Below are 19,695 nucleotides of genomic sequence, written 5' to 3' on the forward strand. Positions count from 1 at the left end.
CGCATCTTTCGATGCGATGCTCCCTCTCCCCGCAAGCGGGGCGAGGTTGAAGTCAGTTTGCGGCTCGGACCGCCTTGTCAACCGCAGGCATTTCTGTCGTCACCGCGCCATTGCGCGCCGCGCCAAAGCCAACCCCATCAGCACGAAGGCCGAGGTCACTTCCGGACCACCGACCAGGATCCGGGTCGGCGTCTTCATCTTGTTCCACTCATAGGCGCGGTAGGGGTGGCGCCGGCCACCTTCGCCGAACCGGGTGACAATGCAATGCAAAGCGGGGACGAAGCTCGCGGTCTCACCGCCGAGATGGCCAAGCGCGATCAGCGCCAGCGCCGCGTCGAACACATTCATCTCGCGGCTGATCAGATCATCCTCGACAAAGGCGAGCACCCGCGCGCGGATCCGGCCGAAGGCGCCGCCGGGATCGATGGCTTCGCGCGCCGGCGGCGGCAATGCCATGAACGCGGCGTAGCAGCGGCCGAAATAGGCGCAATAGAGCTCCGGCAGATAGTAGATATGCGAGCGCGGATCGGCGAAGGCGCCACTGACGGCCAGGCGCAGCTGAAAGGCGACGATCCGCTTGATGGTCTCGAGCCGCTCCCGCGTCTCCAGAATCTTCCAGCGCGACAGGTTGCGGAACGAGACCTCGAGGACGTCAAGATTGAGGGTGGGATCGAGATCGTTGCCGAACGGGCGCTCGCCGGCCAGGCTGTCGATCCAGGTGGCGATGCCACCTTCATAATCGATAGTGTCGTTGATCGGCACGGTGACGCACGGCTCGTTGACGCCTGCGCGCACCTGATAGCCGGCGTAGAAATCGACCAGCGGCTGATCGAGCATCGGATCGTCGGCGCCGGCCTGCGTTGCGGCCGAGAATGAACAGGCCGTCGTGTCGCAATCCGGCACATAGATGCCGAATCCGAGATCCTGCTTGATCTGCGCGAAGAAGCGGGAGAAGCGCGGATGCGGCGCCGGCGCGAGCGCCGTTACGACATTGTAGACCGTTCCATCGGCGCCGCGGACCTGTTCGCGGCTGGTTTTCAGGCAGAACTCCACCATGGCCGAGATGGCGCCGCGCGCGGCGGTCGTCTCCCCCGGCGAGGCCAGCCCGGTCTCGACGAAGGCGAGCAGGGCCTCGATGAAGAACGCATCGTAGTAGGCCGAGCGGTGGCGGATCTGCACCGGCGCCCACATCGGTTCGGCAATCCCGCTCCAGGACGGATTGACGATGCCGGCGGCCGGCGAGCGCGCGATGAAGACGCGGGCGAGGTTGAACAGCAGCGTCGAGTTCTTGTAGCCGCGCGAGTTGAGGCCGGTCAGCGCCATCAGGAATTCGCGGCCCGTGAGGTCGGGGTCGCCGATCAGGTTGAACGCGGCGTAGGTCGGGATGAAGCCGTTGCGCGCGAACGAGCCGAGCAGATCGGCGCCGCAGGCGCGGATCACGCGGGCGATGTCGGCCAAGGCGGGCGGCCGCCGCGGGAGCGGCGCGGGCGCGGGCTGCGGATGACGCAGCGCGAAACTGTCGATCAGGGCGGCCACCGGCCGGCCGATCGCCTCCCAATCCGGCGACGCATCGTCGCGGGCCTGAAACAATGCCTGGCGTAGCGCATTGAGGCGCGTCGAGTCGTTCAGTTCAGGCAGGCCGGCGCGTCGCAACAGCGTGCGCAGCGCCGGATTGCCGAGTGCTGTGCGGTAGAAGTTCGCGATGTGCGGATTGCCGCGTTGCGGCTGGTTCAGAATGGGGTCGCAGACCTCATAGAGCGATGGTCCGTCCTTGCGGGCCGTCAGGGCGCGATAGGCGGCACCGGCGAAGGCGTGCAGGTTCATTATGGGCTTCTTCTGGGGCTGGCCGTCGGGTGGGCAGGCCATCCGCAGAATCAGTCCGTCGGCCGGGGCGCGTGGTGCGAGCCTGACACGGCCCCGACAGAAAAACAAATGTGACAAATGTCACATTCGAGGCCGGGGATAGGCGGCAGCATGGCACCGCAAGCATCCTCGGAAGGGCGCGGCAGAGGTGGGAAGATGGTTAATTTCTCATGAACTTTCAACTACTTGTAAAATCAAGGGGAATTGCAGGTTGCCGGCGCGGACCGATCCGGCTAAGGCTGTCCTCGTTGCGGCGCCGCAAATTGCGCGCAATCCGACGACACATCGTCCCGCAACCTCATAAACCTCGATGGACTTGGCGCGACCAATGCGTGCGCACCATTGGTACCGATCGGGTTTGCCGCCGGCCGAGTCGGCCCTGACCAGGAAAGACGTGATGACAGCAAGGCAGCCTTCCTTCTCTCGCCGTTCGATCGCGATTGCCGCCGTGCTTGCCGGCACGGTGTCGCTCGCGATCGGCGCGCACGCTGCCCTGAATATGCGGCCACTCGAGGCCAAGTCGGCCGTGACCGAGCCTGTGGAGTCCGCCAACAAGGGGACGCGGCTCGCACTGATCATCGGCAACGGTCATTATCCCGACGCCAACGCGCCGTTGACGCAGTCGATCAACGACGCGCGTGCGCTCACCCACGCGTTGCGCCGCGACGGCTTCGACGTCGACGTGATCGAGGACGCCAACAAGGACGATCTGGGTCGCGCCGTCGAGCGGTTGAAGGCCAGGATCAAGCCGGATGCGGTGGTGATGCTGTTCTTCGGCGGCTACGCCATCCAGGCCGGCCGCGAGAGCTACATGATTCCGGTCGACGCCAAGATCTGGAACGAGCGCGACGTGCGGCGCGAAGGCGTCAGCATCGAGAAGGTGCTCGACACCATGGCCGAGCGGGGCGCGCGTGCCAAGCTCGCCGTGATCGATGCCTCCCGCCGCAATCCCTATGAGCGCCGCTTCCGCGCCTACTCCCACGGTCTGGCGCCGATCAGCGCGCCGGCCAATGCGCTGGTCCTGTCGTCGGCGACGCCCGGCAAGGTAGTTGATGATTCCAACGGGCAGAACAGCGTGCTGGTCACCGAACTGCTGTCCAACCTTGATGGTTCGTCCGCCGGAGCAGAGGCTGTGTTCAACAAGACCCGCGTTGCGGTCTCCCGTGTCTCCGATGGCGAACAGGTGCCCTCGGTTTCCTCCTCGCTGCTCGAAGAGGTCCGTCTGGGAACCGATCCGGACGCCGGCACCTAAGCGCCGGCTATTAGTTCTTCTGCTATTAGTTCTCATCTGCTGATTAGGAAGCGCGACTCGCGCAGTCCATCAGGGTATTGTTGTAGGCCGGCTGGCCTTCTCCACGTGCTTTTCGACAATTTTCTAACTACTCCGGAATCATACGGGAATTTCGGAGTCGCATATTCGCATCACCGTGCGGAACCCTAAAAACCCGCGGGAAACCGCGCAAAAGCGCGCCCACATTTTATTTGCGACTGCGCCCAGCGTGCTGATTGAGCAGGCTGCCGAGCTAATGCGCAGAAGCTTCCTCTCTGTAATTAACGTCTCGTTCTGACTTTGCTGAAACCTTGTGCAAAGAGCGTGGGCGATTTGTCTGCACCCACGACGAATTGTTCTGAGTGCCGTTTGACAATCGCGTGCGATGCGCTGCTCGCGCTCAGCTAGCCAACGAAGCGTTGCTTCTCAATGCCCATGGAAGCTTGTTGTCTCGCTTATTTCTGAAAGTGTTCCCTCATGGCCGTTATTGCTTCGACTCATCGCGTTGACGCGCCGCGCAACGCATCCTCATCAAGTCTGCTTTCCATCTTCACCGGGACGGTGCGCGCACGCCTGATCACCTTGGCGGCAACCCTGCTGGTCGCGATGCTGGTGATCGGTGTTGCCGGCCTACTGGCGACACGCGACAGCAATTCCTCGATGCGATCGATGTATGAGGATCGCGTGGTCTGTCTCGGCCAGCTGTTCGAGATCAACGAGCGCCTGAAGGACAATGTCGCGGCGATCCTGGAAGCGGGTCACCTCGCGCGCGCAGGGCAATCGCTTGCGCAGATTCGCGGGCGGGTCGAAGCCAATGTCGCGGCGATCGACAAGGTCTGGGCCGACTACATCTCGACATACCTCACGTCAGAGGAAAAAGTCGCCGCCGACAACTTCCAGCGTTTCAGGAATGAATTGCGCGATCAGGTGATCCGGCCGTCATTGAAACTTATCGACGAGCAAAAGTCGGACGCGGCAGCCCAGATCATCCTCGGCTCGGGCAGGCAGACGCTGGCCGAGATCAAGAAGCACCTCGACAGCTTGATCAAGATTCAGCTCACCGAGGCCAACAATCTTCACGAGACGGCTGAATATCGCTACACGGTCGTGCTGATTGCCGTCTGTCTGCTGCTGGCGGCCGGCATTGCGATGGGTGCGATCATGGGCCTGTCCGCGATCCGCGCGGTCACCGGGCCGATCAATCTGCTCAACGCCGTGATGGAGAAGATCGGCGGGGGCATCTTCGACAATCGCATCGAGGTCATGCGTGACGACGAGCTCGGGCAGCTCACCCGCGGGGTGCAGGCCATGCAGGCGAAGCTTGCCGCCGACCGCGACGCCGCGGCCGAGAACGACCGGCGCGTCGCATCGCAGCGCCGCGCCGACATGCAGCAGCTGGCCGATCAGTTCGAGGCCGCGGTCGGCGAGATCGTCAATACCGTGTCTTCAGCCGCGGGCCAGCTCGAGGCCTCCGCCGGCGTGCTCAACGAGACAGCCGGCCGCTCGCAGCAATTGACCCGCGTGGTGGCGGCGTCGTCGGAAGAGGCGTCCGCCAATGTGCAGTCGGTCGCGTCCGCGAGCGAAGAGCTGTCGACCTCGGTCAATGAGATCAGCCGCCAGGTGCAGGAATCGGCGCGGATGTCGGGCGAAGCCGTCGATCAGGCGCGCCGGACCAATGATCGGGTCGGCGAGCTGTCGCAGGCCGCTGCGCGGATCGGCGACGTCGTCGAACTGATCAGCAGCATCGCCGGCCAGACCAATCTGCTGGCGCTGAATGCGACCATCGAGGCCGCCCGCGCCGGCGAGGCCGGGCGCGGCTTTGCCGTGGTCGCAACCGAGGTCAAGGCACTGGCCGAGCAGACCGCGAAGGCCACCGGCGAGATCAGCCAGCAGATTTCCGGCATCCAGGCGGCAACGCAGGAGTCGGTCGGCGCCATCCGGGCCATCACCGGCACCATCGAGCGGCTGTCGGAGATCTCGTCCACCATTGCTGCGGCGGTCGAGCAGCAGGGCGCTGCGACGCAGGAGATCTCGCGCAATGTGCAGCAGGCCGCCGAAGGCACGCACCAGGTGTCCAGCAACATCAGCGATGTGCAACAGGATGCGGCGAAGACCGGCACGGCCTCCTCCGAGGTGCTGGCGGCAGCAAGATCGCTGTCGCACGACAGCGGCCGGCTCAAGCAGGAGGTCGGCAGCTTCCTGAATTCGGTGCGCGCGGCCTGATCACGATCCGGGGCGGGGTGCGAGCAGGCCCGCCTATTTCGTCGCCGGGGTATCCGTGCTCGCCATCACCGGCCTGACCGGATCACCCTCGCGCAACAGCGCGCCGGCGCGCGCGACCACGGCGTCGCCCTCGTTGAGCCCGCCGCGGATTTCGATCAGTCCGCCGGACATCAGCCCGATCTCGACCCGCTTGGTTTCGACGCGCTGCTGCCTGACCACCTGCACCACGGTGCCTGCGGGATCATAGAGCACCGCAGTCAAGGGCACCGCGACGCCGCAGCTCTGTCCGATCTTGATCACCGCCCGGCCGAACGAATTGATCAGCAGCCTGTGGTCACCGTGAATGCCGATGAAGGCCTGGCCGAGCTGGCTGTTGGGCTCGACCGTCGGCGCGACGCGGCGGATGCTGCCGTCGAAATCGCCGGCGCCGACGACGTGAATCCGGGCGCTCTGGTTGGGTGCGAGCTTGCCGATTTCGGCGCTCGGCACCAGCCCGACCAGGTCGAATTCATTGCGGGCGATGATCGTGAACAGGGCCTCGCCGCGGCCCGAGGCGAAGGCGCCGATGGTCGCGCTGGAAGAGGCGATGGTGCCGGCAACCGGCGCCTGGATCATGGTCGAGCCGCCCTCGGGCAAATTGAGACGGGCCAGGTTCTGACTGGCCTTGACCGCGTCGCCGGGGTCGACCAGCACCTCGGCGACCTTCAGGCCGGGCCGGTCCGGTCGCACTGCGGTCTCATCGCGGGCGAGGATCAGGCCCGAGACCTCGACGGTATTGTCGAAGCAGGATTTGGTGGCTTTCAGCACGGTGACGGCCGCGCCCTTCGGCGCATCGCTTGCCTCGGCCCAGGCGGAAGCGGGCGCCGCGAACAGGCCGATGACGACGAGCAGGCGGGCAGGGCGGACCATGGCGCGGCGCACCGCGCCCGCCGCCCGGCTGACCACTATCGAAGACATGCGCAAAAGGTTCATCTGTCCTTGATCCCGTCGTCGCTGCCGACCGATAGCAGAGGTGCGTTGATAGGGCCAGCCGACCTGTCCCGTAGTGCTCAGTCGCGTCGCTCGGTCGCAACGTTCAGCGCGCGGCAGAGAAATGCCGAACTTTCCGGCCATGATCACGTTGAAGCCGTGACAGCGGCTTTGAGTTTCCCTTTCACGGATGCGCCTGATGGTTCGGTTTTGGATCGCGCTTGTTCTTGCCATCGGTGCGGTCGCGCCTGCGGGCGCCGCCAGGCTCAAGCCCGATGACGTCAATTCCGCCGAGTTGCGCAAGCGTGCGCCGGGCGAGGACCGGATGGACCCGGTCGCGATCCGGGCCCAGATCATTCTCGACCGCGCGCATTTCTCGCCCGGCGAAATCGACGGCAGGTTCGGCGACAATGCAAAGCAGGCGCTCGCGGCGTTTGCGGCGTCGAAGGGGCTGACCAGCGGCGCGAAGCTGACCCCGGAGCTCTGGGCCGCACTGATGCAACAGGATCAGGCGCCAGCCATCGTGACCTACAAGATCAGCAAACAGGATTTGAAAGGTCCCTTCCTCAAAAAGCTGCCGAAGAAGATGGAGGACATGAAGGATCTGCCGGCGCTCGGCTACACCTCGCCGCGCGAAGAGCTGGCCGAGAAGTTCCACATGAGCCAGGACCTGCTCGCCGGGCTCAATCCCGGCAAATCCTTCGACAAGGCTGACGACGAGATCTTCGTCGCCAATGTGATGAAGCCGGACGAGAAGGTGCCGCCGATCGTCAAGCTCGATATCAACAAGGATGAAGGCTCGGTGCAGGCGTTTGACGCGGACAATCATCTGGTCGCGGTCTTCCCGGCCACCGTCGGCAGCGAGGAGAAGCCGACGCCGGTTGGCAGCTTCAAGGTCACCTCGGCCGATCCCGATCCGACCTATCGCTACAATCCGGACTATGAGTTCAAGGGCGTGAAGGCGCGAAAGCCGTTCACGATCAAGCCGGGGCCGAACAATCCGGTCGGGTCCTATTGGATCGAGCTATCCGTCGGCCAGGGCTACGGCATTCACGGCACCCCCGAACCCTCGAAGGTCGGCAAGACCGAATCGCACGGCTGCATCCGCCTGACCAATTGGGACGCTAAGTTCCTCGGCGATCACATCAAGAAGCGCGCCACCGTCGAACTGCATTGAATGCGGAGGAGCTGCATCGAGCGCGAATTCTCTCGTCGCATTCCGTCATTCCGGGGCGGTCGCAAAGCGACCGAACCCGGAATCTCGAACTGATGAGACCAGCCTCTCCAAACTCCGCTGTCATCCCCGCAAACGCGGGGATCCATAATCCCGAACGGTTATTGTTGCGATGACTGGTCCGGTAGTTCGCCGATGACCGGCGTCTCTGGAATATGGGTCCCGGCTCAAGGCCGGGACGACAACGGTGCGCGTGGCGAGCCGGGTCGCCGTGCACCTGCCAGCTACGCCGCCCGAACATTGCTCAGGAACTTGCCGACCTCGAGCTTCAGCCGGTTGCTGTCCTGCGACAGCGACCGCGCCGCCGACAGCACCTGCGAGGATGCCGAACCGGTTTCGCTCGCGCCCTGCTGCACGTCGGTGATGTTGGACGACACCTCATGCGTGCCGCGCGCGGCCTGCTGGACGTTGCGGGAGATCTCCTGGGTCGCCGCGCCCTGTTGCTCGACCGCCGCCGCGATGGTCGAGGAGATCTCCGACAGCCGTTCGATGGTGCCGCTGATCTCTCTGATCGCGCCGACCGATTCCTGCGTCGCGCTCTGGATGCTCGCGATCTGCTGACCGATCTCGCCGGTCGCTCGCGCCGTCTGCTCGGCCAGCGCCTTGACCTCGGAGGCCACCACGGCGAACCCGCGGCCGGCCTCGCCGGCGCGCGCCGCCTCGATGGTGGCGTTCAACGCCAGCAGGTTGGTCTGGCCTGCGATGGTGTTGATCAGCTCGACGACGTCGCCGATCCGGGCGGCAGCCTGTGATAGTTCGCCGACCCGATCATTGGTCTTGCGCGCCTGGTCGACGGCTTCGTTCGACATCCGCGCCGATTCCTGCACCTGGCGGCTGATCTCGTTGACGGACGAGCTCAGTTCCTCCGTTGCGGACGCGACCGACTGGACGTTGGCTGAGGCCTGCCCGGACGCGGCGGCCACCGCCGTGGTTCGTTGTTGCGTGCGTTCGGCCGTCGAGGTGAGCGTCGTGGCCGAGGCTTCCAATTCGGTCGAGGCGGACGAAACCGTTTCGATGATCTGTCCGACCGCGCTCTCGAACGAGTCCGCAAGCTGACGCATGTCGCGCTTGCGTTGCTCGGCCGCGAGCTTCTCCGCCTCGGCCTGCTCGGCGCGCATCCGTTCGGTCTCGATGGCGTTGTCCTTGAACACCAGCACCGCGCTGGCCATCTTGCCGATCTCGTCCTTGCGCTCGACGCCGGGAATGGCGGCCGACATGTCGCCGCCGGCGAGCCGGCGCATCGCCTCCGTCATCGCCGTGATCGGGCGCGAGACCCCGGTGACGATGATGAAGCCCATCGCGACGCAGAGCGCGGCGGCCAGCGCAATCGTCGCCAGGATCCACAGGCGGGACGACAGATAGACCTCCGCGCCTCGGTCGGCCTCCGCCTTGCCCTGCTCGACATTGAAGGCGAGATCACGCTCGAGCGCCTTCCGGACGAGGCTGAAGTCGTCCCGCAGCTTGCCCATGTAGAGGGCTGCCGCGGCCTCGGTCTGGTTGTTGCGTGCCAACTCAACGAGCTGCTTGCTGTCTCTCAGATAGGCGGTCCAAGGCGTCTTGAAGGCGGCAACCAGGGCCAGCTCCGCCGACGTCGTCACTGTCGGCTCGTACAGGCGCCAGGTCTGATCGAACAGCTCAAGGCTCTCTTTGATGAACTGCTCTTGCTTGGCTTTGTCCGCAGCGCTGGTCGCCAGCAGCATCTGTCCCTGGCGCGAGCGATACAGTTCGACGGCTTTGGAGATGGTGCCGAGCCACCCGGTCGCGGGCAGCCAATTGTCGCGGACCTCGGCGGCAGAGCCGTTGACGGTCGCAAGACGCTGGATGGAAAACAGCCCGAGGCCCATGGCGGTGATCAGCACGATGCCGAAGGCGATGAGAACTTTGTTGCGAATCGATATGTTCGACAATGACGGCATCCTCATCTCCAGCTTGAAAGTCCCGGACCAGGCTTGCGGGGCAGCCCAGGGACGGCCCGCAGCTGAGGCGGGCGCATGAGATGCTCGTCATTGAGTCATCGGGGCGTGGCGCACGATCGATTAACCGTGCAAGAACTAAATTTTGCTCTAAAATGAACAAAGCAGGATCGCCGTAATACTACGGATCACGACGTGAGCGTGGTCACTCGCGTGGAAGCGTCGAACACGAAACGTCGCGCCGCACTCTGTCAGTCCAAGCGCGGCTGAGCGACAAAGCCATCTTGCGCTGATGGCGCAATCCGAAATCCCGCCCCACATTTCGCCATTCCGTGGCGATGCAACAGCATCGAATTAGGTGCGCAATTGCGCACCTGAGAATCTCGAGATTCCGGGTTCCGCCTGTCCGCACAAAATGGCTCCGCCATTTTGTGCGGGGCTTCCGCGGTATGACGGTGGTTGTGACGCAGCAAGAATCGGAGGGTGGGTTAGCGAACGCGCCACGCACTTGCTGGTTTCGCCCGGAGCGTTGTTCGCGGTCGCGTAACCCACCACGTCCTTCGCACGAAGTTGGCGGGTTGCGTTCGGCCACCCCGGCTTGCGAGCTACGACGAGCGCTCGGGCGTCCGCTGTCTTTCCAATTGGCGCAGGTAGCTGAGGCCGCACACGGTCAGGCGGCCGGGATCCCGCACACCTTGCTCAGCCAGACCACGAATGTGCCGCGCGAGCTCGCGCCGCGTTCCCTGGTCCAGATCGTGTCTGGCCACGCGGCGATAGATCCTCATCGCTCGAACGAGCGGTTCTGTGATTTCAACTTCGCGCATTCGAGATAACCGGCAATGCCGGCTATCGTTCCGAAATCATGCTGCGGCTGCGGATCGCACGGGCAAGTAGCTGCCGCGAACTCCGATGGCTCAGGAAGGCGCCGTGCACCCGACGGGCAGCCCCCGCAACCCCGTCATGCACCAATTGCCCGTCGTGCCACTCTGTCGCACGCCTGTCGGCTTGCCTCGTCGGGCAAATCACAACGATGATCTCGGCTATCCCGTTCGTGATGAAGAGGGGCGTTTCGGCCGATCGTCACGAGGCGTAGCAGCGGGGAGCGGTGGACGCGTTGGAGTTGGGGCTTTGCATGAGCAGAGCCGACGTACAACTCCGGCGCGGACGGTCAAGTCGCGTGGTCCTGATACTCCGACGCTAGTATCCCGCGCAACGCGCCTTGCGCGTTGTCGCGTACGCGACGAGGCTTTGCCTCGCGCGGCGGTGGCCAGAAAGCCCGGCGCACCGGGGAGATCGCGAAGCAGCCGTTAAAACCATCGCGCAGGGAAGGCCGGGTCGTCCGGCTGATCCTGTGGTACCTGCCGCCTGCATTTTTTCCGCAGGCGGGCCACGGGCCTCAGTCGAGGTCCGGCCTTCCCTGCGCCCTCTCGTCTTTCGAGGGCGATGTCGACAGGATGACTCGGGCGCGATCTGCGCCGCGGGACTACTGTCCGCTGTTTGCAAAATCGTTCAGCAAATTCGGTGTGGTCCTCGCGACTGCGAGGCGCCACCGCCACAGGCCACGCCGCCTCGATCTCCTACCTGTCCCGATCGATCAGCTTCGCAATCACCGGGAAGTAGGCCTTGCCCGCGCCGGCATCGATCGCCTCCTGCAGCACCGTGCCGGCGAGTTCGGCGCCGCGCAGCGTCACGCCGGCATCGCTAGCGAGCTCGATCGCATAGGACAGATCCTTCAGCGCATATTCGGTCGAGAACGCACGTTCTGGGAATGCGCCAGGCACGATCGCCTTCAGGCCATGGTTACGAAGCGCGAAGCTGTCGGCGGAGCCCTTCGACAAGGTCTGCAGCAGCAGCTCCGGATCGACGCCGCTGCGGCGAGCGACCGCGACCGCCTCGGCGAGCGCGTTCACGGTCTCGAACAGCACCATGTTGTTGAGGATCTTGGTCACCTGTCCCGCGCCGACCTCGCCGCACAAGGTGACCTCGGTGGCGAAGCAGCGGATCAGAGGCTCGATCGCGGCGAACAGCGCGGGCGACGTGCCGACCATCACGCTCAGCGTGCCGTCCTGCGCGGCCTGCCGCGTCCGCGCGATCGGCGCGTCCACCCAGGCCGCGCCCTTGGCCTGCATCTGCGCGGCGAAGTCGCGGGTCTGCCTGACCGAGGATGTGCCGAGATCGATCACGATCTGCTGCGGCGTGACATGGGCGAGGATGCCGTCGCCCTCGAACACCGCGCGTACATGGCACGCGCTCGGCAGGCACAGGAAGATGAGATCGCTCTGCGCGACCAGGTCGGCGACGGAGGCCGCGATCGCAGCGCCTGCGGATTCCACCCGCTGCAGCGGTTCACGCGCCAGGTCATAGGCGATCACGCGGGCCGCGCTCTTGGTCACGAGATGCCGGCAGATCGGCTCGCCCATGACGCCGAGACCGATGAAGCCGAGGGTTCTGGACGACGCCGTCATCGCGGCTCCTCTCTGGCAAACGAGCGCGACGGCGCCACGTGCAGGGCGAACACATCCACCGCCTCGGGCACGCGCGGATAGATCTCGGCGACGATCGGATCATGGCCGGGGATGACGCGATCGGGATGACCGGCCAGCCGCTCCACAATCTCCCAGCCCTGCGCCATGTCGCCGATATTGTAGACGATCGGAAACGGGCTGCGCTTGTGCAGATTGGCGTAGTAATGCGAGGCATCGGAGGCAAGCACGACCGGACCGCGCGCGGTCTCCACCCGCACCACCTGCAGCCCGTCTGAATGTCCACCGACCCTGTGAACCGTGACGCCCGGCGCGATCTCGCCCTCGCCCGAATGGAAGCTGACACGCTCGCTGTAGACATGCCGCACCATGGTCGTGACGTGGTCGACCGAGAACGGATGGCGCAACAGCCCGTTGCACATGCAGCGGCCCGTGGCATAGCTCATCTCGCGCTCCTGCAGATGGAAGCGCGCATGCGGAAAGCGATCGAGGTTGCCGGCATGGTCATAGTGCAGATGGGTGACGATGACGTCGCGAATCTGCGCAGCCGCCACGCCGAAGCCGGCCAGTGCCTCGACCGGATCGCGCGTCAGCCGGCGGTTGCGAAGCTGTGCCTCCTCGGCATTGAACCCCGTGTCGACCAGGATGTCGCGGCCGTCACCGCGGATCAGCCAGACGAAATAGTCGAGGTCCTGAGCCGTGGTCTCGTGCGGATCCGGCTGCAGATAGTTCATCTGCGGCGTGCGCGGCGACATCGTCGCATAGCGCAAGGCGTAAATCTGGTAGGCGTTCCCCATGCTCTCGTCTCTCTTGTCGTGGTGGTTTCGGTTGCGGACGAGCAAGCCATTACCGGCGGCCGACGTCAATCATACCGCTCGCAAGCCGCGGGTTCGTCGCGATCTGCGACCGGTCCCGTCCGTTATCGCGCCAAGCCGGCACGGTGGACGCGGGCTCATGCGACAGGATTGCAGGAGAGGTCTCGATGCAGGAGGCAGATGTCAGCTTGCGCGACACGCTGATCGTGACGTTTCTGCTGATGCGCCAAGTGGTTGCCGACTGCTCACCGCGATTTGATAATGCGTGTTGCGTGGGGTAAGGTCGCTTGCGGCGCAAGTGGGGTATCGCGCCTTCGCTGCTGCCCTCTGGACCGCCCAAAGTCTGGACCGACACAGTTCTGGACCGCCATAGTGATGATGCTTCGCCTGCTCTTTCTGCTCGGCTTGATCGTGTCTGTCGCTGCCTCGGTGCCGTGCCTCGCCGCCACTGACCGCGTCGCGCTCGTGATCGGCAATGCCAAATATCCCGACGCCGATGTGCCGCTCAAGGAGCCGGTCAATGATGCGCGCGACGTCGCCGACGAGCTGAAGCGCGACGGTTTCAGCGTCGATATTCTGGAGAACGCGAGCGGGGAGGCGATGCGCCGCGCGCTCGAGCGCCTGTATGGCAAGGTGAAGCCTGGCACGGTGGCGTTGGTGTTCTTCTCGGGCTACGGCATCCAGTCGAACCGGCAGAGCTATCTGATGCCGGTCGACGCGCAGATCTGGCAGGAGGCCGATGTGCGGCGCGACGGTTTCAGCCTGGAAACCGTGCTGGGCGAGATGAACAGCCGCGGCGCCGGCGTCAAGATCGCGCTGATCGATGCGTCGCGCCGCAATCCTTATGAGCGACGGTTCCGGACCGCTTCCGCCGGGCTCGCACCTGTCATCGCGCCGACCGGGACGCTGGTGATGTATTCGGCCGCATTGTCCTCGGTCGTGTCGGACAGCGGGCGCGACCATAGCCTGTTCGTGCAGGAGCTGTTGAAGGAGATTCGGGTTCCCGATCTCTCCGCGGAGGAGACGCTGAATCACACCCGGGTCGGTGTCACCCGCGCCTCGCGCAACGAGCAGGTGCCGTGGATCTCGTCCTCGCTCGCCGAGGACTTCACCTTCGTGTCAGGTCCTGCAGCGAACCGCCCGGCCGGCAATGCGACCGAGAGCAACGTAACGCCGCCGCCCGCCCCGGCACCGGCCCCAAGCCCGACGCATGTCGCTGTGGCGCCGCCGGCTCCGTCCCCCGCGCCTTCCGCTCCGCCGGCCCCGAGCCCAGCGCCCGCTCCAGTGCAGAAGGTCGAGACGCCTATGCCGGCAGCGACACCGACACCCGCAGCGGCGCCGAAAGCTGCATCGCCGACACCGACAGCGTCGCCGGCTGCGGCCGGCAACCCGCCCGGTCCCGACCCGAGCCCGGCGGCCAAGGTCGGCGCGCCGGCCAGCACCTCGACAAGTACGCAGGCGAACACGCAAGCAAACACCCAGATCGCGCTTGCCGATGATCCGAACATCAAGAGCCTGAGCGCCAAGATCGCGGCCAATCCGGATGATGCCAGTGCGCTGTATCGCCGCGGCCAGGTCTATGCCAGCAAGGGCGCCTACAGCCTCGCGATCAAGGATTTCGACGACACCATCCGGATCAATCCGAAGGATGTCGAGGCGCTGAACAACCGCTGCTGGGCGCGTACCGTGATCGGCGAGTTGCAGGCGGCGCTGCGGGACTGCAATGAGGCGCTGCGGCTGCGGCCGACTTTTGTCGACGCGCTCGACAGTCGCGGCCTTCTCAATCTCAAGAGTGGTGCCAACAAGAATGCGATCGCCGATTTTGACGCGGCGCTGAAGATCAATCCGCGGCTGACCTCATCGCTGTACGGGCGAGGGCTCGCCAAGCAGCGCAACGGCGCAGCTCAGGATGGCGCGCTCGATATCGCCAATGCCAAGGCCATGGACCCCAATATCGTCCAGGAATTCGACAATTACGGCGTCCGCTAGCGGGATTTCGCGATCGCCACACCGGCGCGTTCGAACCCGCGGATGGCCTGGAATGACAAAAAGGCGAACAGCCATGCGGGTGGGACAGGCGGCTGACCGACAGCCCCAGCGCCGCGCGTCTTGCCAGGAGGATTGCCAGATGACGAGACCAACTCTTATGACGACGATGCTCGCGACCGTCGCGATCACAGGGGCATTGTCGTTCGGGCTCACCCGGGCTTTGGCCGACGACGTCACCGAGGATCAGATCGTCCGCGCACTGGCCGGGCCGAAGAAGCCCTTGACCCGCGGCCTGTCGATGGCGCCGCCGCAGCAGGAAGCCCCGGCAGCCTCGTCCGAGCAGGCCAAGTTCCTGCAGAGCGTTTGCGGCCGGACCGCTCGTTCGCTGTCCAGGGTGGAGCGCGACGAGATTGCAGCGATCGCCCAGACGAAGCCGAATATCGATCTCGAGATCAATTTCGACTACAACTCGGCCAATATCAGCCAGAAGTCGTTGGCTTCCGTGCAGGCGCTCGGCCGCGCGCTGACCAGCGCGGACCTGAAGGGATCTACCTTCGTGCTGGCCGGTCATACCGACGCCGCCGGCACCGACGCCTATAACCAGGACCTGTCGGAACGGCGCGCTGAATCGATCAAGCAGTATCTGATCGAAAAATTCGGCATTGCCGGTGCGGAGCTGGTGACGGTCGGCTACGGCAAGAGCAAGCTGAAGGATCCGGGCCAGCCGCTGTCCGGCGTGAACCGCCGCGTGCAGGTCGTGAACACCGAGAGTAAGACGACCGCGGCGAAATAGTGTCCGGCGGCGGCGGCGGAACGCGTGCCATGAGGCGATTGAGCCATTGATGAAGCTTTCTGAGTTGACCAAGCCCGCGGCCGGCGCCGTGCTCGTCGCCGCTCTGTTGGGCGGCTATTACTGGTTCGAACATCGCTCACACCGGGTCGAAGAGGAGCCGCGCATGCAGGCGCAAGTGGTCGTCACCAAAGCGGCCAATGCCTGCTTTTCCGACCTGGTGCGGGTCACTGGCTTTGTCGTGCCCCGCCGCGAAGCCGTGGTCGGCGTCGATCAGGAAGGCTCGCGGGTGATCGATGTGCTGGTCAAGGAAGGTGATGTCGTCACCGAGAACCAGGAGCTTGCGCGGCTGACGCCGCCACCGCCGCAGCCGGGTGCGCCGGCTGCGAACGCCGGCCGGCCGGTGTCGCTGCGGGCGCCAGCGGCCGGCCTCGTCACCGAGGTTCGCACCATGGTCGGCGCGCCCGCCTCGCCGCAGGCCGGACCGATGTTCCGCATCGCCGTCAAGAACGAGCTCGAGCTCGAGGCCGAGGTACCGGGCGTGCATCTCCTGAAGCTCAACCCCGGGGCAACCGTTCGGATCAGCCGCGACGATCAGCCCGATATTATCGGGCTCGTGCGGACCGTCTCGCCGCAGATCGATCGGACCACTCAGCTCGGCCGTGTCAGGATCGCGCTGACCGGCAATCCGTCCGTGAGGGTCGGAATGTTCGCGCGCGCCAGCATCGACGCCAAGCGCAGCTGCGGCGTCGCCGTTCCCAACACGGCGATCGATCATCTCACCATCCAGGTGGTCAAGGGCAACACGATCGAGACCCGCAGGGTCCGCGTTGGGCTGGTGTCGGACTCCCAAACCGAGATCCTGGAGGGGCTCGACGTCGACGAGATCGTGGTGGCTGACGCCGGCAGCTCGCTGCATGACGGCGACCAGATCAAGACCATGTTCGCCGACGATCTCGATCGCACGCGGGTACGCTGATGGCTCTCAACATCTCCGCATGGTCGATCCGGCACCCGCTGCCGTCAGTCGTCTTCTCCATCATCCTGCTTCTGCTGGGCTGGATCAGCTTCACCAAGCTTGCGGTGACCCGGCTGCCAAACGCCGACATTCCCGTGATCTCGGTTGCGGTCTCGCAGTTCGGCGCGGCGCCCGCGGAGCTCGAATCCCAAGTCGCCAAGACCATCGAGGACGGTGTCTCCGGCGTTGAAGGTGTCCGTCACATCTCCTCGTCGATCACCGACGGATTGTCGGTGACCACCATCCAGTTCGCGCTGGAGACCAACACCGACCGCGCGCTCAACGACGTCAAGGACGCGGTGACACGTGTGCGTGCGAACCTGCCGCAGAACGTCACCGAGCCCTTGATCCAGCGTGTCGACGTGATCGGCTTGCCGATCCTGACCTATGCGGCGATTTCGCCAGGCAAGACCCCGGAGCAGCTGTCCTTCTTCGTTGACGACGTGGTCAAGCGCGCGCTGCAGGGTGTGCGCGGTGTCAGCCAGGTCGAGCGCATCGGCGGTGTCGAGCGCGAGATCCTGGTCTCGCTCGATCCGGACCGGCTGCAAGCCATGGGGCTGACCGCAGTCAATGTCAGCCAGAGTCTGCGCGGAACCAATGTCGATCTCGCCGGCGGCCGCGCCGAGATCGGCAAGAACGACCAGGCGATCCGCACGCTGGCCGGCGCCAAGACGCTGAACGATCTCGCCGGCACCATGATCCCATTGTTCGGCGGCGGTGAGGTCCGGCTCGACGACCTCGGCACCGTCACGGACACGATCGCGGACCGGCGGACCTTCGCGCGCTTCAACGGCGACCCGGTGGTGGCGCTCGGTATCAGGCGGGCCAAGGGCGCGAGCGACGTCGTGGTCGCCGCCGCCGTGCAGAAGCGGATCGATGCGCTGAAACTCGCCTATCCCGACGTCGACCTGAAGCTGATCGACACCTCGGTCGATTTCACCAAGGGCAATTATGAGGCCGCGATCTCGACCCTGTTCGAGGGCGCGATTCTCGCCGTAGTCATCGTGCTCTTGTTCCTGCGCGACATCAGGGCGACCGTGATCGCGGCGATCTCGCTGCCGCTCTCGATTTTCCCCGCGTTCTGGGCGATGGATATCCTCGGCTTCTCGCTCAATCTCGTGTCGTTCCTGGCGATCACGCTGTCGACCGGTATTCTCGTCGACGACGCCATCGTCGAGATCGAGAACATCGTGCGCCACATGCGCATGGGGAAGACGCCCTATCGCGCGGCGCTGGAGGCAGCTGACGAGATCGGGCTCGCCGTGATCGCGATCAGCCTCACCATCATCGCGATATTCACGCCGGCAAGCTTCATGTCGGGCGTGGCCGGTCAGTTCTTCAAGCAGTTCGGCATCACCGTGTCGGTGCAGGTGTTCTTCTCGCTGCTCGCCGCGCGTTTTGTGACCCCGATGCTGGCGGCCTATTTTCTCAGGCACCAGGCGCATGAGGAGCCGCCGCCCGGCCGCATTCTGGGCGCCTATCATCGGGTCGTCAGCTGGTCGGTGAAGCACTATTTCATCACCGTCGTCATCGGTCTCGCGGTTTTTGCGGCCTCGATCTTGAGTATCAAGCTGCTGCCGCAGGGCTTCTTGCCCGCGCAGGACACCGCGCGCTCGCTGCTGGCGATGGAGCTGCCGCCCGGCTCACAGCTCGCCTTTACCGAGCAGGTCACCGAAGGCATCGTCGCGCGGCTGCGCAAACGGCCGGAGGTCCGCAGCGTGTTCGTGGATGGCGGCCGCTCGCCGCCAGGCATCATGGAGGTGCGCCGCGCGGCGCTGATCATCAATTATACGCCGAAGACGGAGCGGAAGATCACCCAGAAGGAGCTCGAGCGCGACATCAGCGAGGAGCTCCACGGCGTCCCCGACATCCGCTTCTGGTTCCTGGACGAAAACGGCCTGCGCGCGATCTCGCTGGTGGTGACCGGCTCAGACAGCAAGATCGTCGACAATGTCGCAAGCGAGCTCGCCTCGCAGATGAAGCGCATCCCGATCATCTCCAACGTCGTCTCGGAAACCGCGCTCGACCGGCCGGAACTGCGGATTCAGCCGCGTGCCGATCTTGCCGCCCGGCTTGGCGTCTCGACTGAAAGCCTGTCCCAGACCATCCGCGTCGCGACGATCGGCGATGTCGGGCCGGCGCTCGCAAAATTCGATGCCGGCGATCGCCTGATTCCGATCCGGGTCCAGCTCGAGGACGGCGCGCGCGGCAATGTGCAGACATTGGAGCAGCTGCGCGTACCGCTCGGAATGCACGGCGAGAAAGGTGGCGTGCCGCTCTCGGTGGTCGCCGACATCAAGCTCGATCAAGGGCCAACCAGCATCAACCGCTATGACCGCGAGCGGCAGGCGACGGTGGCGGCCGACCTCGTTGGCTTCGCGGCGCTTGGCGATGCGACCCGGCAGATCAACGAGCTGCCGGTCATGAAGACGCTGCCGAAGATCGTCAGGGTCAGTCCGTCGGGCGATGCCGAAAGTCTCAACGAGCTGTCCGAGGGCTTCGCCACTGCGATCACCTCGGGCCTGATGATGGTCTATGCGGTGTTGGTGTTGTTGTTCGGCACCTTTTTGCAGCCGATCACGATCCTGTTCTCGCTGCCGCTGTCGATCGGTGGTGCAATCGCTGCGCTGCTTCTGACCGGCAAGCAGCTGACGACGCCGGTCTGGATCGGCATCCTGATGCTGATGGGCATCGTCACCAAGAACGCGATCATGCTGGTGGAATTTGCCATCGAATCCATCCATGCAGGCCGTCAGCGCGAGGAGGCGATGATCGACGCTGGCATGAAGCGGGCGCGGCCGATCGTGATGACGACGATCGCGATGGTGGCCGGCATGATGCCGAGTGCGCTCGCGGTCGGGGCCGGCGGCGAGTTTCGCTCGCCGATGGCGCTCGCCGTGATTGGCGGTTTGATCTTCTCGACCGTGCTGTCGCTGGTCTTCGTGCCGGCGATGTTCATGGTCATGGACGACATCGGCGCGTTGTTCTGGCGCATGGGCCGGCGGCTGATCGTCTCGTCAGCGGCGGATGACGTGGCTGGGGATGCTGCGTCAGGACGTCAATCGAACGGTACACAGACCAAGAAGCCGCCGACGCGAATCTCGCCGGCGGCCGAGTGAGGTCCGTGT

The 19,695-nt window shown here is 64.9% G+C and carries 13 protein-coding genes; 7 read left to right on the forward strand and 6 right to left on the reverse strand.

Features of this window, described 5'->3' with window-relative positions; all coding sequences use genetic code 11:
• Positions 1-99: 99 nt before the first annotated feature.
• Positions 100-1,824 (reverse strand): hypothetical protein, encoded by a 1,725-nt coding sequence (locus BRAS3843_RS19460; protein ID WP_008970717.1) that lies wholly within the window; start codon positions 1,822-1,824, stop codon positions 100-102.
• A gap of 436 nt (positions 1,825-2,260) precedes the next feature.
• Between BRAS3843_RS19460 and BRAS3843_RS19465 the strand changes: the two genes are divergently transcribed.
• Complete coding sequence (locus BRAS3843_RS19465; RefSeq protein WP_035982220.1) at positions 2,261-3,115, forward strand: caspase family protein; 855 nt, start codon at positions 2,261-2,263, stop codon at positions 3,113-3,115.
• 495 nt (positions 3,116-3,610) lie between these two features.
• Positions 3,611-5,356, forward strand: coding sequence for a methyl-accepting chemotaxis protein (locus BRAS3843_RS19470; RefSeq protein ID WP_008970719.1), 1,746 nt, complete (start codon positions 3,611-3,613; stop codon positions 5,354-5,356).
• A gap of 33 nt (positions 5,357-5,389) precedes the next feature.
• Here the strand turns inward: BRAS3843_RS19470 and BRAS3843_RS19475 are convergent, their stop codons facing one another.
• Entirely contained in the window at positions 5,390-6,265 is an 876-nt protein-coding gene (locus BRAS3843_RS19475; protein WP_035982222.1) for an efflux RND transporter periplasmic adaptor subunit, read from the reverse strand.
• 259 nt (positions 6,266-6,524) lie between these two features.
• Here BRAS3843_RS19475 and BRAS3843_RS19480 point away from each other — a divergent pair, with 259 nt between their 5' ends.
• Complete coding sequence (locus BRAS3843_RS19480; RefSeq protein WP_008970721.1) at positions 6,525-7,502, forward strand: L,D-transpeptidase; 978 nt, start codon at positions 6,525-6,527, stop codon at positions 7,500-7,502.
• A gap of 281 nt (positions 7,503-7,783) precedes the next feature.
• On the opposite strand, the gene BRAS3843_RS19485 is transcribed toward BRAS3843_RS19480, so the two are convergent.
• From BRAS3843_RS19485 to BRAS3843_RS19500, 4 genes are all read right to left on the reverse strand, one after another.
• Positions 7,784-9,475, reverse strand: coding sequence for a methyl-accepting chemotaxis protein (locus tag BRAS3843_RS19485; RefSeq protein ID WP_008970722.1), 1,692 nt, complete (start codon positions 9,473-9,475; stop codon positions 7,784-7,786).
• Between the two features lie 602 nt (positions 9,476-10,077).
• A complete protein-coding gene (locus tag BRAS3843_RS19490) occupies positions 10,078-10,296 on the reverse strand; it encodes a hypothetical protein (RefSeq protein WP_008970724.1) in 219 nt (72 codons plus the stop codon).
• A 753-nt stretch (positions 10,297-11,049) separates the two neighbouring features.
• On the reverse strand, positions 11,050-11,937 hold the full coding sequence (locus tag BRAS3843_RS19495; protein WP_008970726.1) for an NAD(P)-dependent oxidoreductase: 888 nt from the start codon (positions 11,935-11,937) through the stop codon (positions 11,050-11,052).
• Positions 11,934-12,752, reverse strand: a complete 819-nt coding sequence (locus BRAS3843_RS19500) for an N-acyl homoserine lactonase family protein (RefSeq protein ID WP_008970727.1) — start codon at positions 12,750-12,752, stop codon at positions 11,934-11,936. Before BRAS3843_RS19500 ends, BRAS3843_RS19495 begins: the two co-directional genes overlap by 4 nt.
• A 393-nt stretch (positions 12,753-13,145) precedes the next feature.
• Here BRAS3843_RS19500 and BRAS3843_RS19505 point away from each other — a divergent pair, with 393 nt between their 5' ends.
• The 4 genes from BRAS3843_RS19505 to BRAS3843_RS19520 all read left to right on the forward strand — a co-directional run bounded on the left by BRAS3843_RS19505 (position 13,146) and on the right by BRAS3843_RS19520 (position 19,686).
• Positions 13,146-14,759 carry a caspase family protein gene (locus BRAS3843_RS19505; protein ID WP_035982214.1) on the forward strand — a complete coding sequence of 538 codons (1,614 nt, stop codon included), beginning with the start codon at positions 13,146-13,148 and terminating at the stop codon, positions 14,757-14,759.
• Positions 14,760-14,898: 139 nt separating this feature from the next.
• The gene (locus BRAS3843_RS19510; RefSeq protein ID WP_035982216.1) at positions 14,899-15,552 is read left to right on the forward strand and encodes an OmpA family protein; all 654 of its coding nucleotides are present in this window, start codon (positions 14,899-14,901) and stop codon (positions 15,550-15,552) included.
• Positions 15,553-15,601: 49 nt separating this feature from the next.
• Entirely contained in the window at positions 15,602-16,528 is a 927-nt protein-coding gene (locus BRAS3843_RS19515; protein WP_008970730.1) for an HlyD family efflux transporter periplasmic adaptor subunit, read from the forward strand.
• Positions 16,528-19,686: an efflux RND transporter permease subunit gene (locus BRAS3843_RS19520; RefSeq protein WP_008970731.1), complete on the forward strand. Its 3,159-nt coding sequence runs from the start codon at positions 16,528-16,530 to the stop codon at positions 19,684-19,686. Before BRAS3843_RS19515 ends, BRAS3843_RS19520 begins: the two co-directional genes overlap by 1 nt.
• Positions 19,687-19,695: the final 9 nt, after the last annotated feature.

This window comes from Bradyrhizobium sp. STM 3843, from assembly GCF_000239815.1.
Taxonomy (GTDB): Bacteria; Pseudomonadota; Alphaproteobacteria; order Rhizobiales; family Xanthobacteraceae; genus Bradyrhizobium.

Bases quoted from the DNA above. Each gene is read 5' to 3' on its own strand.
- BRAS3843_RS19460 (WP_008970717.1), bottom strand. From the start codon at position 1,824: ATGAACCTGCACGCCTTCGCCGGTGCCGCCTATCGCGCCCTGACGGCC.
- BRAS3843_RS19465 (WP_035982220.1), top strand. From the start codon at position 2,261: ATGACAGCAAGGCAGCCTTCCTTCTCTCGCCGTTCGATCGCGATTGCC.
- BRAS3843_RS19470 (WP_008970719.1), top strand. From the start codon at position 3,611: ATGGCCGTTATTGCTTCGACTCATCGCGTTGACGCGCCGCGCAACGCA.
- BRAS3843_RS19475 (WP_035982222.1), bottom strand. From the start codon at position 6,265: ATGGTCCGCCCTGCCCGCCTGCTCGTCGTCATCGGCCTGTTCGCGGCG.
- BRAS3843_RS19480 (WP_008970721.1), top strand. From the start codon at position 6,525: ATGGTTCGGTTTTGGATCGCGCTTGTTCTTGCCATCGGTGCGGTCGCG.
- BRAS3843_RS19485 (WP_008970722.1), bottom strand. From the start codon at position 9,475: ATGCCGTCATTGTCGAACATATCGATTCGCAACAAAGTTCTCATCGCC.
- BRAS3843_RS19490 (WP_008970724.1), bottom strand. From the start codon at position 10,296: ATGCGCGAAGTTGAAATCACAGAACCGCTCGTTCGAGCGATGAGGATC.
- BRAS3843_RS19495 (WP_008970726.1), bottom strand. From the start codon at position 11,937: ATGACGGCGTCGTCCAGAACCCTCGGCTTCATCGGTCTCGGCGTCATG.
- BRAS3843_RS19500 (WP_008970727.1), bottom strand. From the start codon at position 12,752: ATGGGGAACGCCTACCAGATTTACGCCTTGCGCTATGCGACGATGTCG.
- BRAS3843_RS19505 (WP_035982214.1), top strand. From the start codon at position 13,146: ATGATGCTTCGCCTGCTCTTTCTGCTCGGCTTGATCGTGTCTGTCGCT.
- BRAS3843_RS19510 (WP_035982216.1), top strand. From the start codon at position 14,899: ATGACGAGACCAACTCTTATGACGACGATGCTCGCGACCGTCGCGATC.
- BRAS3843_RS19515 (WP_008970730.1), top strand. From the start codon at position 15,602: ATGAAGCTTTCTGAGTTGACCAAGCCCGCGGCCGGCGCCGTGCTCGTC.
- BRAS3843_RS19520 (WP_008970731.1), top strand. From the start codon at position 16,528: ATGGCTCTCAACATCTCCGCATGGTCGATCCGGCACCCGCTGCCGTCA.